Raw genomic sequence first — 15,734 nt, 5'->3', positions numbered from 1 at the left:
AGCCTGCGCGATGACCAAATCCGAACTCATCGAAATCCTGACCCGCCGCCAGCCGCACCTCAAGGCCGAAGACGTCGACCTGGCCGTGAAGGCGTTGCTGGAAATGATGGCCGGGGCGCTGGCGCAGGGCGATCGCATCGAAATCCGCGGGTTCGGCAGCTTCTCGCTGCACTACCGCCCGCCGCGCATGGGCCGCAACCCCAAGACCGGTGATTCGGTCGCCCTTCCGGCCAAGCATGTTCCCCACTTCAAGCCGGGCAAGGAGCTGCGCGAACGCGTCAGCGACGTCACCCCGGTGGAAGAAAGCGCGGACTGATTTTCAGGTTTTCGACGGCGTCTGGCAGGACCGGCGCGGGACGCCGGCCTCACGCCCGGCTGCGCACGGAGCCGGCGCTCGGCTAAGCTAGCCCCGACTGGCAAGCGCAGGGAGTCGCCCGATGAGTACCATCCGCCTGGTTGTCGCACTGGTTTTTCTCGCCGCCGGTTTGGTGATCGGCGTGCTCAATACCCAGCCGATCGTGCTGAAACTGCTGTTCACCGAGATTCCGACCTCTTCCGGCGTCGCGATCATCCTCTCGCTGCTGTTCGGCGTGCTCATCGGCGGCCTGATCGTCATGGCCACCATGGTGCTGCCGCTCTATGCGCGCCTGCGCAAGGCGAACAAGGTCCAGGCCTCCGCCGCTTCCTCCTCCATCCCGCCAACTCCTGGCATGGGTCCCTGATCGATGGAATTCCTCAACGAGTGGTTCTGGTTCTTCCTGTTCCTGCCGCTGGCCGCGCTGAGCGGCTGGATCATCGGCCGGCGCGGCGGCCAGCGCCATGGCGACACCCAGGTCAGCCGTCTGTCCAGCACCTATTTCCGGGGCCTGAACTACCTGCTCAACGAACAGCCCGACAAGGCTATCGAGCTGTTCCTGCACATCGCCGAGCTGGACAAGGAAACCTTTGAAACCCAGGTCGCGCTGGGGCACCTGTTCCGCCGCCGCGGCGAAGTGGACCGGGCGATCCGCCTTCACCAGGGACTCGTGCAGCGTCCGGACCTGAGCGACCAGCAGAAGGTCCAGGCATTGCTCGCGCTGGGCGAGGACTACATGCGCTCGGGGCTGCTGGACCGGGCCGAGACCGTGTTCACCGACCTGGCCCGTATCGACCAGCGCGCGCCGCAGGCCCTCAAGCATCTGATCGGCATCTACCAGGCCGAGCGCGATTGGGAAAAGGCCATCGACAACGCGATGCGCTACGAGGAAGTGACCGGCGAGGCGATGGGCAAGCTGGTCGCGCAGTTCGAGTGCGAACTGGCCGAGCGTCACCGCACCGCCAACGATGTCACCGCGGCGCGCGCGGCGATTGCCCGTGCCTACCAGGCCGACGCCGGCTGCGTGCGCGCGGGCATCCTGGAGGGGCGGCTGGAATCGGATGCCGGCAATCACGAGGCCGCCATTCGCGCCTACGAGCGTGCCGCGCGCCACGATCCCGACTATCTGCCCGAGGTGCTGCCCGGGTTGCTTGCCAACTATGAGAAGGTGGGCGATCTCTCGGGTGCGCGGACGTTCCTGTCGGAAATGAGCGAGCACTACCGCGGCATCGCGCCGGTGCTGGCCCTCACCAAGCTGGTGGAAGGACAGGATGGCGTCGCCGCCGCGCGCGCCTACCTGGCGAGGCAGCTCAAGGATCGACCCTCGGTGCGGGGTGAGGCGGCCCTCATCGACCTGACCCTGGCCGAAGGCGCCGACCCGTCCGCGACCCTGCACGATCTCAAGCACATCACCGATCAGTTGCTGGTCCGCAATCCCAGCTACCGCTGCACCCGCTGCGGATTCGGCGCACGCACGCATCACTGGCAATGTCCCAGCTGCAAGGAATGGGGCAGCATCAAACCGTTGCTGAACTACGCCGTCGTCTGATGCCTGGATTCATCCCCTGGCTCATGCTGCACTTCGTGGTGGCAGCGGCAGGTACCTGGCTGGCGCGCCGCTACGCGCTCCATCGCCGCCTGGTCGATCAGCCCGGCGAGCGCCGGAGCCATTCGATTGCCACGCCGCGAGGGGGCGGGATCGCCATTGTCGTGGCGCTGCTGCTGGCCGCGGCCGTGCTCGGCTGGCGGACGCCGGGGGAGCGCGAACTGTTCGCCGCGTTCGGAATCGGACTGGCGCTGGTTGCCGGCGTGGGCTGGTGGGACGACCACCGTCCGCTGCCGGCGTCCTGGCGGTTGCTGGCCCATCTGATCGCTGCCCTCGTGTTCGCCACCGCCCTGCATCGCCAGGGGGCGTCGGCATGGCAGGTACTGTTGGCCATCATCGCCATTGTCAGCCTGGTCAACGTCTGGAATTTCATGGACGGGATAGACGGCCTGGCCGCTAGCCAGGCGTTGATCGCCGGCCTGGCGGGCGCGTTCTTCCTGCCGGGCCCTTGGTCCTGGCTGGCGGCGGCGCTGTTCGCGGCATGTTGCGGTTTTCTGCCGTTCAACTTCCCTCGCGCCCGGATTTTCCTGGGAGATGTCGGCAGCGGAGCACTGGGATTCGCACTGGCGGCGCTCTTGAGCGTCGCCTCAAAGAATGCGGCAACGCCGCCAATGCTCTTGTTGCTGCCGCTGGCCGCGTTCCTTGTCGACGCCGGCTTCACGCTCGCTACGCGCATCCTTAACGGCGAGCGCTGGTGGACGCCTCATGTCACGCATGTCTACCAGCGCGCCGCCCGACGTTACGGTCATGTGGCCGTAACCTCGCTCTATGGCCTGTTCAGTGGTGTTACGCTCTTGTTAATGTGGATGCTGTCTAATGCCGGGGCCGGGTCCGGGCTCATTGCCTTGGTTGCTTGGTACGCATTCGCGCTTGCGCTCTGGGGATGGTCGCGCAAGGGATTGGCATAGGGTCAGGGAGGAGTTGCATGCAATCTTGGCGGGACCGGACGACGGCATTCCTACCGCGCCTGCTGGTGGCGACCCATGATTTGTTCATGGTGTGGCTGTGCTGGCAACTGCTGCACTTCGTGCGCTACGCCATGCTGCCCCAGTCGCCGGGTTATCCCCTCTGGTCGAACGAAATCGCCATCGTGGTCGCTGGCCAGGGGCTGGTGTTCTGGTGGATGGGTCTCTATCGGGGGCTGTGGCGCTTCGCCAGCCTGCCGGATCTCTGGAACATCGTGAAGGCGAGCGGCCTGGGCTTCCTGGCCATCGTCGTCGGACTGTTCTTCTACAACCGCTTCGGCTCCCTGCCACGGGCGGTGCTGGCGTTCTATCCGTTCGCGCTGGTGGCTTTCCTGGGCTTGCCGCGCCTGCTGTATCGGGCCTGGAAGGACCTGCAGACCAGCCGGCTGCATGAGAATGCATCGCGCGTGCTCGTCCTTGGCGCAGGCCGGGCGGGCGAGGCGCTGGTCCGGGAACTGCGCAGGACCGGCGTCTACCAGCCGATCGGCTTCCTGGACGACGCGGTCAAGCTGCATGGTTCCAAGCTGCTGGGGGTGCCCGTGCTGGGCAGCCTGGACCAGGCCGCCAGCGTCGCCCGCGAGAGCGCGGCGCGGATGCTGGTCATCGCGATGCCGTCGCTGGATGCGCCGAGCATGCAGCGGGTTGTCGCCATTTGTGAAAGTACCGGCCTGCCGTTCCGCATGGTGCCGAGGCTGATCAATGTCCTCGAGGGACATGCCATGCCGGGCGACCTCAAGGAGGTGGCCATCGAGGACCTGCTGGGCCGGAAATCGGTGACTCCGGACTGGAAGCTGATCCGTGGCTGGCTGGGGGGCCGGACCGTCCTGGTGACGGGCGCCGGCGGTTCGATCGGCTCCGAACTGTGCCGGCAATGCGCGCGCCATGGTGCCCAGCGCATCGCCCTGCTCGAAATCGACGAACTGGCCCTGATCACCATCCAGGCCGATCTGCGACGGGCGTTTCCGGATCTGGAGGTCCTTCCCGTGCTGGGCAACTGCGGAGATCCCGCGGTTGTCGAACACGCGCTGGCGCTGGCCGAGCCGGATGCGGTCTTCCACGCCGCGGCTTACAAGCAGGTGCCGCTGCTGGAACAGCACCTGCGCGAAGCGGTAGGCAACAACGTGCTGGCCACCGATATGGTGGCCAAGGCCTGCCGTCGCAGCGGGGTGGGGACGTTCGTCCTGATCTCCACCGACAAGGCGGTGGATCCGGTCAACGTGCTGGGGGCGACCAAGCGGCTCGCCGAGATGGTTTGCCAGGCCACGGACGATGGCCATGCCGGCGGGACCCGGTTCGTCACCGTCCGCTTCGGCAACGTGTTGGATTCCGCCGGCAGCGTGGTTCCCCTGTTCCGCGAGCAGATCCGCAAGGGTGGGCCGGTGACGGTGACCGACCCGGAAGTGACCCGTTACTTCATGACGATTCCGGAGGCCAGCCAGTTGATCCTGCAGGCGGCCGCCGGCGCGGCGCATGCCGCCATCTATACGCTGGACATGGGCGAGGCCGTGCCCATCCGGCTGCTGGCCGAGCAGATGATCCGGTTGGCGGGCAAGCAGCCGGGCCGCGACATCGCCATCGTCTATACCGGCCTGCGTCCGGGCGAGAAGCTGCACGAGAACCTCTTCCACGCGGACGAGGCCTACCGGCCGACCTCCCATTCCAAGATCATGCAGGCCGAGGCGCGCACCGTGTCGGCCGATTTCATCGAACTGGCCTTGCAGCGCCTGCGGGCCGCCTATGGCCGCTACGATGTCGACGAGATGCAGGAGATCCTGCGCATCGCGGTACCCGAGTTCTCGCCGCTTGAACAATCTCTTGAACCCGCTTCGGCTACCATCGTGACCTTCCCCGCTCGAGAAGCCCGCAGGACCCGATGACTGGACGCATCCGCAAGGCCGTATTTCCCGTTGCAGGCCTGGGAACCCGTTTTCTTCCCGCCACCAAGACCGTTCCCAAGGAAATGCTGCCGATCATCGATCGGCCGCTGATCCAGTACGCCGTCGATGAAGCTATCGAAGCGGGCTGCGACACCCTGATCTTCGTCACCAACCGCTACAAGCACGCGGTGGCCGACTACTTCGACAAGGCTTACGAACTGGAGCAGAAGCTGGAGCGTGCCGGCAAGCACGAGCAGCTCGAACTGGTCCGGAATGTGCTGCCCGAGGGCGTGCGCGCCGTATTCGTCACCCAGGCCGAAGCATTGGGACTTGGCCACGCGGTGCTGTGCGCCAAGCCCATCGTGGGCAACGAACCGTTCGCGGTCCTGCTGCCCGACGACCTCATCTGGAACCGGGGCGCGGGCGCGCTGAAACAGATGGCCGATGCCGCCGAGGCGACCGGCGCCAGCATGATTGCGGTGCAGGACGTGGCCCGCGAACAGACCGGCAGCTATGGCATCGTCGCCACGGATGCGTTCTCGGGCCGATCCGGCCGGATCAATGCCATCGTCGAAAAGCCCAAGCCCGAGGTCGCACCGAGCACGCTGGCGGTGGTGGGGCGCTACGTTCTTGATGGCGGGATTTTCGACCTGCTGGAGAACACCACGCCGGGAGCCGGCGGGGAAATCCAGCTGACCGACGCCATCGCGACCCTGCTCGCGCAGAAGCCGGTCCATGCCTACCGTTTCCAGGGCACGCGCTTCGACTGCGGTACCCACATCGGCCTCATCGAGGCCACCATCCGCTATGCGCTGGATCATGAAAAGCTGAGCGATGCGGCGCGCAGCATGATGCAGGATGCGCTGAGCGAACTGGGCGTGACCGATCTGGAGTAGGGCGCGGGTGGACGCCTGAAACACGGACAAAAGAATGGCGCCTGATGGCGCCATTCCTCTTTTCGGCAGTAGCGGAGTCAGGGCGTCAGAGCGACTCGAAGATGCCGGCGGCGCCCATGCCGGTGCCGATGCACATCGTCACCATGCCGTACTTCTGCTGGCGACGGCGCAAGCCATGGACGATGGTGGCGGTACGAACCGCACCGGTCGCGCCCAGCGGATGACCCAGCGCGATGGCGCCGCCCAGCGGGTTGATCTTGGCCGGGTCGAGTTCACTGTCGCGGATGACCGCAAGCGCCTGCGCGGCGAAGGCTTCATTGAGCTCGATCCAGTCCAGTTGATCCTTGCTCAGGCCGGCCTGCTTCAGCGCCTTCGGAATCGCGGCGATCGGGCCGATACCCATCACTTCCGGACGCACGCCGGCAACCGAGAAGCTGACGAAGCGCGCCAGCGGCGTCAGCCCGTAGTCCTTGATCGCCTGTTCGGAAGCGAGCAGCACCGCGCCGGCGCCATCGCTCATCTGCGAGGAGTTGCCGGCGGTCACGCTGCCGCCGAACTGGCCGTTGCGGAACACCGGGCGCAGCTTGGCCAGGCCTTCCAGCGAGGTGTCCGCGCGCGGGCCCTCGTCGTTCTCGACCAGCAGCTTCTTCAGGCGAATGGTGTTGCCCGCCAGATCCGGCAGGTGCGACAGGACCTCATAGGGCGAGATCTCGCTCTTGAATTCGCCCGCGGCGATGGCCGCCAGCGCTTTCTGGTGGGAGGCGAGGGCGAAGGCATCCTGTTCTTCGCGCGAGACCTTCCATTCCTCCGCGACCTTCTCCGCGGTGATGCCCATGCCATAGGCGATGGCGACGTGGTCGTCCTTGAACACCGACGGCGACAGCGCGACCTTGTTGCCCATCATCGGCACCATCGACATCGACTCGGTGCCGCCTGCCAGCATCAGGTCGGCGTTGCCCAGCCGGATCTGGTCGGCGGCCATCGCCACCGCCTGCAGGCCGGACGAGCAGAAACGGTTGATGGTCTGCGCGGCGATGGTGTTGGGGAGGCCGGCCAGCAGCACGCCGATGCGGGCCACGTTCATGCCTTGCTCGCCTTCCGGCATCGCGCAGCCGATGATGGCGTCATCGATGCGGTTGACGTCGATGCCCGGCGCCTGCGCGATGACCGACTTCAGCACATGCGCGAGCATGTCGTCGGGACGGGTATTGCGGAACACGCCCTTGGGTGCCTTGCCGACCGGGGTGCGGGTGGCGGCGACGATGTAGGCGTCCTGGATTTGCTTCATGGCTTTCTCCGAGAGCCGGGATTGGGGATTCGGGATTGGGGATTCGTAACGCCCCGTGCCCGGCCTTCCCGGCGATGATGGAATTTCGAAGGGAAGGGAATCCGCTTTGCACGAATCCCCAATCCCGAATCACGAATCTCAGTTCCTAAGCGGCTTGCCGGTCTTCAGCATGTGCGCGATGCGGGCCTGGGTCTTTTCCTGCTGGGCCAGTTCGACGAAATGCTTGCGTTCCAGCGCCAGCAGCCATTCCTCGTCGACCAGCGCGCCGCGATCCACTTCGCCGCCGCACAGCACGGTGGCGATGCGGGTGGCGATTTCATAGTCGTATTCGCTGATGAAACGGCCTTCCAGCATGTTGACCAGCAGCATCTTGAACGTGGCGATGCCGACGTCGCCGGCGACCTGGATGCGGCGTGCCGGCAGCGGCGGACGATAGCCGCTCTCGGCCAGTGCCAGCACCTGCTGCTTGGCGATATGCAACTGCTCGTAGGCGTTGAACACGACAAGGTCGTTCGCCCGCATGAGGCCAAGTTCCTTGGCTTCGACGGCTGAAGCCGAGACCTTGGCCATGGCCACCGTCTCGAACGTGCGCTTGAGTTCGGCGAACACGTCTCCGCCCGGTCCGGCCGCCTGCGAGGCGCGTACCGCGATTTCCTTCAGGCCGCCGCCGGCAGGCAGCAGGCCCACGCCCGCTTCGACCAGGCCGATGTAGCTTTCCAGCGAAGCCACGGTGCGGGCGCTGTGCATCTGGAACTCGCAGCCACCGCCCAGCGCCAGGTCGCGCACCGCGGCCACGACCGGCACCAGCGAGTACTTGATGCGCTGGCTGGTGGCCTGGAAGTTGGCGACCATGGCCTCGAACTCGGCAATCTTTCCGGCCTGCAGGGCGCCGAGCGCTCCGGCCAGATCGGCACCGGCGGAGAAAGGCTCCTTCGGTTGCCAGATCACCAGGCCCTTGAACTTCTGCTCGGCGATGGCCACGGCCTGCTGCACGCCTTCCAGCACGGCATCGGACACGGTGTTCATCTTGGTCTTGAAGCTGACCACGCCCACGCCGTCGCCATCGGTCCACAGGCGCACGCCGTCGTTCTCGAACACCGTCTCGCCCTGTGGGAAGGATTCGCCCAGCAGCGGGTCCGGGAAGCGCTGGCGGCGATACACCGGCAGCGCCGAACGCGGCAGTTTGGCGTTGCGCGCCGGGCTGTAGCTGCCGTCGGCGGCATGCACGCCTTCGCGACCATCGAATACCCAGTCCGGCAGCGGCGCATTGCTCATGCTCTTGCCGGCAACGATATCGTCGGCGATCCACTGGGCGACCTGCTTCCAGCCGGCGGCCTGCCAGGTCTCGAACGGACCCAGCGACCAGCCGTAGCCCCAGCGGATGGCCAGGTCGACGTCGCGTGCGGTTTCGGCGATGTCGGCCAGGTGGAAGGCGCTGTAATGGAACAGGTCGCGGAACACGGCCCACAGGAACTGTGCCTGCGGATGCTGGCTCTCGCGCAAGCGGGCGAACTTCTCGGCCGGGTTCTTCAGCTTGAGGATCTCGACCACTTCCGGTGCCGCGGCACGGTCGGCGGGACGGTAGTCCTGCTTTTGCAGATCCAGTACCACGATGTCCTTGCCGACCTTGCGGAAGATGCCGGCCCCGGCCTTCTGGCCGAGCGCGCCCTTGGCGATCAGCGCATCCAGCCATGCCGGCGACTTGAAGTAGCCGTGCCAGGGATCCTCGGGGAGGGTATCGGCCATGGTCTTGATGACGTGGGCCATGGTGTCCAGGCCGACCACATCGGAGGTCCGGTAGGTGGCCGACTTGGGGCGACCGACGAGCGGCCCGGTCAGGCCGTCGACTTCATCGAAGCCCAGGCCGAACTGCTGGGTGTGGTGGATGGTGGCCAGGATCGAGAACACGCCGATGCGGTTGCCGATGAAGTTCGGGGTGTCCTTGGCGTAGACCACGCCCTTGCCCAGGGTGGTGGTCAGGAAGGTTTCCAGGCCTTCCAGCACGGTGCCGTCGGTGGTCCTGGCCGGGATCAGTTCGGCCAGGTGCATGTAGCGCGGCGGGTTGAAGAAATGCACGCCGCAGAAACGATGGCGAAGTTGTTCCGGCAGTACTTCGGCCAGCTTGTTGATGCCCAGGCCCGAGGTGTTGCTCGCCAGCACCGTGTGCTCGGCGACGAACGGGGCGATTTTCTTGTAGAGGTCCTGCTTCCAGTCCATCCGTTCGGCGATGGCCTCGATGATCAGGTCGCAGTCCTTCAGCTGGTCCAGCCCGGTATCGTAATTGGCCGGGCTGATCGCCTCGGCCAGCGTCTTGCTGGCGAGCGGGGCGGGGCTCAGCTTGCCCAGGTTGGCGATGGCCTTGAGGACAACACCGTCGGGGTGGCCTTCCTTCGCGGCCAGGTCGAACAGCACCGTATCGACGCCGGCGTTGGTCAGGTGGGCGGCGATCTGCGCGCCCATCACGCCGGCACCGAGCACGGCCGCCTTGCGCACAAGCAATGGATTGGACATTTCGGGAATCCTTGGATGTCAGGGGGTTATTTGACGTGGTCGGCGCGCAGGCCGGCCTCGGCGAAACGGATGAGTTCGCGGGCGGCCCGCTCACGGTGCACCGCCTCGGTGACACCATGGGGACGCTTGATGAGCCCGAAATCCGCCATGGCATAGGTCAGCGCGCCGGACAGGAAATCCAGCCGCCAGTACAGCTCTTCCTTGCTCAGGCCGGGCACGCAGCCGGCGATGGCCTTGCCGAACTCGCGCAGGACATGGCCATAGTGGTCTGACAGGAACTTGCGCAGGCCGTCGTTCTTCTCGGCATAGGCGCGGGCGATGACCCGGACGAAGGCCCCGCCGCCGTGGCGGTCCTGGGCCAGGGCCAGGGCGGGCTCGACGAACGCGGCCAGGATCGGCTCCAGTTCGCCCGGATGCTGCTCCAGGGCGGCCCGAAGCTGGCCCAGCCGCTGGCCGCTCATTTCGTCCATGCGTCGCCGGAAGACCTCGTTGACAAGGTTTTCCTTGGAGCCGAAGTGGTAGTTGACGGCGGCGATGTTGACGTCGGCCCGGCTGGTCACCTGCCGCAGGGAGGTGCCGGCAAAGCCGAACTGGGCGAACAGTTCCTCGGCGGCGCCGAGGATGCGCTCCTTGGTGGAGAAGTGGGGGGTGTTGCCCATGCGGTCGGCCCTGCTAATCAAACGCTTGTTTGATTGTCCATCCGCTCACGTATGGTTGTCATGCTGCCTTGCAGCAATCCGGTCTCCGGCCAGGTGCGCAATTGCGGCCAATACGTTAGAATCTCGCTCCGCAATTCAGGCTAAGCCCGTGTTTCGACGCGGGTTTTTTCATGTTAACCTTGGGCCGAAAGTGGCCCGCCCAACGGAGAAATCCCCATGGCGCTGGAGCGCACCCTGTCGATCGTCAAGCCCGATGCCGTTGCCAAGAACGTCGTCGGCGAAATCTATGCCCGTTTCGAAAAGGCCGGTCTCAAGATCGTCGCCGCGAAGATGAAGCACCTGTCGCGTCGCGAGGCCGAAGGTTTCTATGCCGTGCATCGCGAGCGTCCGTTCTTCAACGCGCTGGTCGAATTCATGATCTCCGGTCCGGTCGCCATCCAGGTGCTGGAAGGCGAGAACGCGGTGCTCAAGCATCGCGAGATCCTCGGCGCCACCAACCCGAAGGAAGCCGCGCCGGGTACCATCCGCGCCGACTTCGCCGACTCCATCGACGCCAATGCGGCGCACGGTTCGGATTCGGTCGAGAACGCGAACATCGAGATCGCGTACTTCTTCGCCGCCACCGAAGTGTTCTCGCGCTGAGCCAGCGATGAGCAGCCACGAACTCGCGCCGATTGAACTGAAGCTGGCCGCGGATGCGCAGCCGGCGGTGAGCGGCGCGGGCGTGTCTGCGAAACAGAACCTGCTGGACCTCGATCGGGACGGCATGGAGCGTTTCTTCGTCGAACAACTCGGCGAGCAGAAGTTCCGCGCCCACCAGGTGATGAAGTGGATTCATCACCGCTACGTCACCGATTTCGAGCAGATGACCGATCTCGGCAAGAACCTGCGCGCGAAGCTGCAGGAACATGCCGAGGTCGTCGTCCCGGGCATCGTGTTCGACAAGCCCTCCGCCGACGGCACCCACAAATGGCTGCTGGGCATGGGCGTTGACGGCAAGAATGCCGTCGAAACCGTCTACATCCCGGACAAGAACCGCGGCACGTTGTGCGTGTCCTCGCAGGTGGGCTGTGGCCTCAACTGCACGTTCTGCTCCACCGCGACCCAGGGGTTCAACCGCAACCTGACCACCGCCGAGATCATCGGCCAGGTCTGGATTACCGCGCGCCACCTGGGCAACGTGCCGGCGCAGAACCGTCGCCTCACCAACGTGGTGATGATGGGCATGGGCGAGCCCCTGCTCAATTTCGACAACGTCGTGCGTGCGATGAACATCATGCGCGACGATCTGGGCTACGGCCTGGCCAGCAAGCGCGTGACCCTGTCGACGTCAGGACTGGTGCCGATGATCGATCGGCTTTCGACCGAAACCGACGTCTCGCTCGCGGTCTCGCTGCATGCGCCCAACGATGCGCTGCGCGAGCAGTTGGTGCCGCTCAACCGTAAGTATCCGATCGCTGAATTGATGGCGTCGTGCGCGCGCTACCTGCGGGCCAACAAGAAGCGCGACTCGGTGACCTTCGAGTACACGCTGATGAAGGGCGTCAACGATCAGCCCGAGCATGCGCGCCAGCTCGCCCAGTTGATGCGCAAGTTCAGCAACGCGACCCAGCTCAAGGATGCGGGCAAGGTCAACCTGATTCCGTTCAACCCCTTCCCGGGCACGCGCTACGAGCGTTCGGGCGAGGAAGACATCCGCGCCTTCCAGAAGCTGTTGCTGGACGCGCATGTATTGACCATGGTCCGGCGGACCCGCGGCGACGACATCGATGCGGCCTGCGGACAGCTGAAGGGGCAGGTGATGGATCGCACCCGTCGCCAGGCCGAGTTCCGCCGCCAGTTGCAGGAACAGGGCATCGGTGGTGCGGCGGCATAAGCCCTGGCTGCTGCTGCTGGCCCTGGTGCTGGTGGCGACCGGCTGCAGCCGGCTGACCTTCATAAGACCCAAGATGGAACGCAAGGACGGGGAGCAGATCGCGCCGACCTACCAGGTCAGCGACAGCGCCGAGACCAAGCGCCGGATGGAAGTCGAACGTGCCCTGGCCCTGGCGACCCAGCGGCTGCAGGCCGGCGACCTCGATGTCGCCGAGCGCGGCGCCCGGGCCGCGATGAAGGCCGATTCCCAGTCCGCCGACGCGCAGACCATCCTGGCCGTCGTGGCCGAGCAGCGCGGCCAGGCCAAGGCTGCGGGCGAGCATTACCGGCGGGCCACCGAACTGGCACCGGGGCGGGGCGCCGAGCAGAACAACTACGGTGCCTGGCTCTGCTCGAACGGCTATCCGGCCGAATCGCTGGTGTGGTTCGACCGCGCACTGCAGGACAGCGAGTACGAGACCCCGGCCGCGGTGCTCGCCAACGCCGGCGGTTGCGCCGACAAGGCGGGGCAGCGCGAGCGGGCCGAGCGCGATCTGCGTCAGGCGCTGGCGCTGGATCCGCGCAATGCCTTCGGGCTGCTTTCCATGGCCGAACACGAGTACCGCGCCGGGCGTTATTTCGAAGCCCGGGCGTTCGTCGAACGCAGGCTGGCGGCTGCACCCGCCAGCGCCGACGTGCTAAAACTTGCATCACAAATCGAAGAAAGACTCGGCGACAGGACTGCTGCCGGTCGATATGTTCAGCAACTTCGGGCGGAGTTCCCCGACGCGTCAGACGCTCAAACTGGGGGAAAGGCAGAACAATGACGGGTTCCAACTCGATTGATACGCAGCGCCTGCAGGGCTGCGGCGCGTTCCTGCGGGATGCGCGCGAGAAGGCGGGTCTCAGCCTGCAGGACGTGGGGAATCGGCTGAAGATGCCGCTCAAGGTGCTGCAGGCCCTGGAAGGGGAACAGTGGTCGCAGCTCGGGGCACCGGTGTTCGTCCGCGGGCAACTGCGCAGCTATGCGCGGTTGCTGAAGGTCGACATCGATCCCTTCCTGGCGCAGGCCGACCTGGAAACCGTCCGTCCGGCGGAACTGGTGAGCCACAGCTACACGCCCAAGGCGCAGCGCCTGTTCGAAAGCGCCAAGCGGCGGGCCGTGTACGTGGTCATCACCGCGGTCATCGCCACGCCGGTATGGATGGCGACCCGGCCGCACCTGGGTGGCAACGGCGGCCAGACCACCGCATCGCTGGACGTGATCCCGCAGAAACCGGCCGCCACGGGGACCGCGGGTGGTACCGCGACACCCGCGCAGCGTCCGGCCGCGACGCCTTACGTGGCTTCGTTGACGCCACCCATCAGCCGGGCACCGGAGGCAGCGCTCAGCCTGGTGTTCAAGGGCGACAGCTGGGTCCAGATCGTCGCTCCGGATGGCAGCGGCATCGAGCAGGCCCTGCTGAAAGCGGGGGACCAGCGCAGCTATCCAGCCGGCCAGGTCGGGCGGATTGTCCTGGGCAACGCGGCGGCGGTCGAGGTTCAGCAAGCCGGTAGTACGGTGGACCTGACGCCGTACCGGCGCGCGAATGTCGCGCGCTTTACGGTATCCTCTGACGGTTCCCTCGCACCGGTCGCCGACTGACCCGAGCGCGGGTTTGTCCAACCAAAATCAAGACCCCGCTCGGACGGGGCGAGAGTACGCATGGCGATTGATGATCTGCTCGACGAGCACGAACAGGGCGAACGCGTCCGCAGTTGGCTGAGGAACAATGGCGCCGGATTGATTGGTGGCGTCGCGCTGGGACTGGCGGTGATTTTCGGCGGCCAGTGGTGGCAGAAGAACCGCCAGCAGCAGGACGAGCAGGCCAACCTGAATTACGAGAAGGCGATCGACGGCATTGCCGCCAACGACCTGAAGAAGGCCGAAGCGGCGGTCGCCTCGCTGGGCGGCAAGGACGGGGTCTATGGCGACCTGGCCGCGCTGCAGCTGGCCAAGGCCCAGGTGGACGCCGGACAACGCGATGCCGCCATCACCACGTTGCGGGCGATCCAGGCCGATTCCTCCCTTCATGCCATTGTCCAGCAGCGGCTGGCGCGACTGCTGGTGGACGCCGGCAAGTACGATGAGGCCTTGAAGCTGCTGGCCGATGCCAAGGATTCGACCAGCCTGGAGATCCGTGGCGACGCGCTGATGGCCGGCGGCAAGCAGGCCGAGGCGCGCGATGCCTATACCAAGGCGCTGACCAGTCTCGACGTGGCCTCGCCGCAGCGCCGCCTGGTGGAACTGAAACTGACCGACGCGGGCGGCACTCCGCCGAAGACCGGAGAGTCTGCATGATGGCGAGGAACGCAACGGGCAAGCGGTTGCTGGCGGTGGCGGCACTGGTGCTGGTCCTGTCGGGCTGCAGCACCATCAAGGGCTGGTTCGGCGGAAACAAGAAGGACGAGAAGCCGACCGAGCCGGCCGAACTGGTCGAGTTCACCCCGTCGGTGGAAGTGGCCAAGGTCTGGAGCGCCAACGTGGGCAAGGGCGAGGATCGCCTGGGCCTGCAGCAGGCACCCGTGGTCGCCGATGGCCGGGTATATGCGGCCGCCGTCGAAGGCGGCGTGCGTGCGCTCGACCTGCAGACCGGCAAGGAAGTCTGGCATTTCAAGCCGGAGAAGACCCGGGCCGGCGATGCCGCCCAGCCCGATCAGGTCGCCGAGGAACCGGCGCAGGGCGAAGAGGAAACCAAGGCCGCCAAGCGCGCCCGCAAGGAAGCCGCCAAGCTGGCCAAGAAAGCGGCCAAGCGCAAGATCGAATGGCGCTTCTCCGGCGGTCCCGGCGCGGGCGACGGGCTGGTCGTGATCGGCACGCTGGACGGCCGCGTGATCGCGCTGGACGCCAGCAACGGCACCGAGAAGTGGCGCGCCAAGGTGCCCAACGAGGTCATCACGGCACCGGCGATCGGCCAGGGCTATGTGCTGGTGCGCACCAATGACGGCCGGGTGAGCGCGTTCGACGCCGCCAGCGGCGAACGCCGCTGGTTCTGGACCAGCGAACTGCCCAGCCTGACCGTGCGTGGCAATGCGCCGGTGACGCTGGGGCCGGGCGTGGTGTTCGTCGGCAACGACGACGGCACGGTCGCGGCGCTGTCGCTGCGTGATGGTCGCCAGGTCTGGAGCCAGACCGTGGGCAGCCCGGATGGTCGCAGCGAACTGGATCGCATGGCGGACGTCGACGGTCCGCCGGTACTGGACGGCACCACCCTGTTCGCCACCAGCTACAAGAAGGAAACCGTCGCCATCGAGGGTCCCAGCGGGCGGCCGCTGTGGCAGCGTGACAACGGTGGCCCGGGTGGCCTGGGCGTGACCAGCAGCCATGTCGTGGTCGCCGATCAGGGCGGCACGGTGTGGGGCCTGGACCGCTACAGCGGCAACGCCACCTGGTCCAACCCGAAGATGCTCCGTCGCTCGCTGACCGCGCCGTCGATTCATGGCGACTTTGCGGTGGTGGGTGATTTCGACGGCTACGTGCATTGGCTGAAGCTCGACAATGGCGAGGAAGCCGCGCGCGCGCGCGCCGGCGGCAAGGCTATCCGCGCCAAGCCGGTGGTGGCCGACGGCATCCTGCTCATCCAGAACGTCGAGGGCGAGCTGACCGCGTTCCGCTTCAAGTAAGCCAGCGCGGTGCCGAACCAGGGCGGTCCGGAGCGAATGCACCGGGCCGCTTTCCGTTTA

The 15,734-nt window shown here is 66.2% G+C and carries 15 protein-coding genes; 12 read left to right on the top strand and 3 right to left on the bottom strand.

Annotation, left to right across the window (positions count from 1 at the left end; translation table 11 throughout):
- Positions 1–10 precede the first annotated feature (10 nt).
- The 6 genes from FHW78_RS01355 to galU all read left to right on the top strand — a co-directional run bounded on the left by FHW78_RS01355 (position 11) and on the right by galU (position 5,699).
- Entirely contained in the window at positions 11–316 is a 306-nt protein-coding gene (locus FHW78_RS01355) for an integration host factor subunit beta (protein ID WP_141452670.1), read from the top strand.
- Positions 317–437: 121 nt separating this feature from the next.
- Positions 438–722, top strand: a complete 285-nt coding sequence (locus FHW78_RS01350) for a LapA family protein (protein ID WP_183636753.1) — start codon at positions 438–440, stop codon at positions 720–722.
- 3 nt (positions 723–725) lie between these two features.
- The gene (lapB, locus tag FHW78_RS01345) at positions 726–1,904 is read left to right on the top strand and encodes a lipopolysaccharide assembly protein LapB (protein ID WP_183636750.1); all 1,179 of its coding nucleotides are present in this window, start codon (positions 726–728) and stop codon (positions 1,902–1,904) included.
- 23 nt (positions 1,905–1,927) lie between these two features.
- The gene (locus tag FHW78_RS01340; RefSeq protein WP_225562414.1) at positions 1,928–2,869 is read left to right on the top strand and encodes a lipopolysaccharide biosynthesis protein; all 942 of its coding nucleotides are present in this window, start codon (positions 1,928–1,930) and stop codon (positions 2,867–2,869) included.
- A gap of 17 nt (positions 2,870–2,886) precedes the next feature.
- Positions 2,887–4,803, top strand: a complete 1,917-nt coding sequence (locus tag FHW78_RS01335) for a nucleoside-diphosphate sugar epimerase/dehydratase (RefSeq protein ID WP_183636747.1) — start codon at positions 2,887–2,889, stop codon at positions 4,801–4,803.
- Positions 4,800–5,699 carry a UTP--glucose-1-phosphate uridylyltransferase GalU gene (gene galU / locus FHW78_RS01330; protein ID WP_183636744.1) on the top strand — a complete coding sequence of 300 codons (900 nt, stop codon included), beginning with the start codon at positions 4,800–4,802 and terminating at the stop codon, positions 5,697–5,699. The genes FHW78_RS01335 and galU overlap by 4 nt, the downstream gene beginning before the upstream one ends.
- A gap of 85 nt (positions 5,700–5,784) precedes the next feature.
- Here the strand turns inward: galU and FHW78_RS01325 are convergent, their stop codons facing one another.
- The 3 genes from FHW78_RS01325 to FHW78_RS01315 all read right to left on the bottom strand — a co-directional run bounded on the left by FHW78_RS01325 (position 5,785) and on the right by FHW78_RS01315 (position 10,157).
- Positions 5,785–6,987: an acetyl-CoA C-acyltransferase gene (locus tag FHW78_RS01325; protein WP_183636741.1), complete on the bottom strand. Its 1,203-nt coding sequence runs from the start codon at positions 6,985–6,987 to the stop codon at positions 5,785–5,787.
- Between the two features lie 138 nt (positions 6,988–7,125).
- On the bottom strand, positions 7,126–9,498 hold the full coding sequence (locus FHW78_RS01320) for a 3-hydroxyacyl-CoA dehydrogenase/enoyl-CoA hydratase family protein (protein ID WP_183636738.1): 2,373 nt from the start codon (positions 9,496–9,498) through the stop codon (positions 7,126–7,128).
- A gap of 26 nt (positions 9,499–9,524) precedes the next feature.
- Positions 9,525–10,157, bottom strand: a complete 633-nt coding sequence (locus FHW78_RS01315) for a TetR family transcriptional regulator (RefSeq protein WP_183636735.1) — start codon at positions 10,155–10,157, stop codon at positions 9,525–9,527.
- Positions 10,158–10,373: 216 nt separating this feature from the next.
- Between FHW78_RS01315 and ndk the strand changes: the two genes are divergently transcribed.
- Genes ndk through bamB form a run of 6 tightly spaced genes read left to right on the top strand, consistent with a single transcriptional unit; the run spans position 10,374 to position 15,674 of the window.
- Positions 10,374–10,799: a nucleoside-diphosphate kinase gene (gene ndk, locus FHW78_RS01310; protein ID WP_141452680.1), complete on the top strand. Its 426-nt coding sequence runs from the start codon at positions 10,374–10,376 to the stop codon at positions 10,797–10,799.
- Positions 10,800–10,806: 7 nt separating this feature from the next.
- On the top strand, positions 10,807–12,033 hold the full coding sequence (gene rlmN, locus FHW78_RS01305; RefSeq protein ID WP_183636732.1) for a 23S rRNA (adenine(2503)-C(2))-methyltransferase RlmN: 1,227 nt from the start codon (positions 10,807–10,809) through the stop codon (positions 12,031–12,033).
- Positions 12,017–12,838 carry a type IV pilus biogenesis/stability protein PilW gene (gene pilW, locus FHW78_RS01300; protein ID WP_343205523.1) on the top strand — a complete coding sequence of 274 codons (822 nt, stop codon included), beginning with the start codon at positions 12,017–12,019 and terminating at the stop codon, positions 12,836–12,838. The genes rlmN and pilW overlap by 17 nt, the downstream gene beginning before the upstream one ends.
- Positions 12,835–13,656, top strand: coding sequence for a RodZ domain-containing protein (locus FHW78_RS01295; protein WP_183636729.1), 822 nt, complete (start codon positions 12,835–12,837; stop codon positions 13,654–13,656). Before pilW ends, FHW78_RS01295 begins: the two co-directional genes overlap by 4 nt.
- A 60-nt stretch (positions 13,657–13,716) precedes the next feature.
- Positions 13,717–14,352, top strand: a complete 636-nt coding sequence (locus FHW78_RS01290) for a tetratricopeptide repeat protein (protein WP_183636726.1) — start codon at positions 13,717–13,719, stop codon at positions 14,350–14,352.
- Positions 14,352–15,674: an outer membrane protein assembly factor BamB gene (gene bamB, locus FHW78_RS01285; protein ID WP_255443127.1), complete on the top strand. Its 1,323-nt coding sequence runs from the start codon at positions 14,352–14,354 to the stop codon at positions 15,672–15,674. Before FHW78_RS01290 ends, bamB begins: the two co-directional genes overlap by 1 nt.
- Positions 15,675–15,734 lie beyond the last annotated feature (60 nt).

It is taken from the genome of Pseudoxanthomonas sp. OG2 (assembly GCF_014192765.1).
GTDB classification, from domain to species: domain Bacteria; phylum Pseudomonadota; class Gammaproteobacteria; order Xanthomonadales; family Xanthomonadaceae; genus Pseudoxanthomonas_A; species Pseudoxanthomonas_A beigongshangi.
The sequence above is the reverse complement of the archived record's forward strand: the minus strand, read 5'-3'. Positions and strand labels throughout refer to the sequence as shown.

Coding starts and splice junctions, on each gene's coding strand:
- FHW78_RS01355 (WP_141452670.1), top strand. CDS start 11: ATGACCAAATCCGAACTCATCGAAATCCTGACCCGCCGCCAGCCGCAC.
- FHW78_RS01350 (WP_183636753.1), top strand. CDS start 438: ATGAGTACCATCCGCCTGGTTGTCGCACTGGTTTTTCTCGCCGCCGGT.
- lapB (WP_183636750.1), top strand. CDS start 726: ATGGAATTCCTCAACGAGTGGTTCTGGTTCTTCCTGTTCCTGCCGCTG.
- FHW78_RS01340 (WP_225562414.1), top strand. CDS start 1,928: ATGCTGCACTTCGTGGTGGCAGCGGCAGGTACCTGGCTGGCGCGCCGC.
- FHW78_RS01335 (WP_183636747.1), top strand. CDS start 2,887: ATGCAATCTTGGCGGGACCGGACGACGGCATTCCTACCGCGCCTGCTG.
- galU (WP_183636744.1), top strand. CDS start 4,800: ATGACTGGACGCATCCGCAAGGCCGTATTTCCCGTTGCAGGCCTGGGA.
- FHW78_RS01325 (WP_183636741.1), bottom strand. CDS start 6,987: ATGAAGCAAATCCAGGACGCCTACATCGTCGCCGCCACCCGCACCCCG.
- FHW78_RS01320 (WP_183636738.1), bottom strand. CDS start 9,498: ATGTCCAATCCATTGCTTGTGCGCAAGGCGGCCGTGCTCGGTGCCGGC.
- FHW78_RS01315 (WP_183636735.1), bottom strand. CDS start 10,157: ATGGGCAACACCCCCCACTTCTCCACCAAGGAGCGCATCCTCGGCGCC.
- ndk (WP_141452680.1), top strand. CDS start 10,374: ATGGCGCTGGAGCGCACCCTGTCGATCGTCAAGCCCGATGCCGTTGCC.
- rlmN (WP_183636732.1), top strand. CDS start 10,807: ATGAGCAGCCACGAACTCGCGCCGATTGAACTGAAGCTGGCCGCGGAT.
- FHW78_RS01295 (WP_183636729.1), top strand. CDS start 12,835: ATGACGGGTTCCAACTCGATTGATACGCAGCGCCTGCAGGGCTGCGGC.
- FHW78_RS01290 (WP_183636726.1), top strand. CDS start 13,717: ATGGCGATTGATGATCTGCTCGACGAGCACGAACAGGGCGAACGCGTC.
- bamB (WP_255443127.1), top strand. CDS start 14,352: ATGGCGAGGAACGCAACGGGCAAGCGGTTGCTGGCGGTGGCGGCACTG.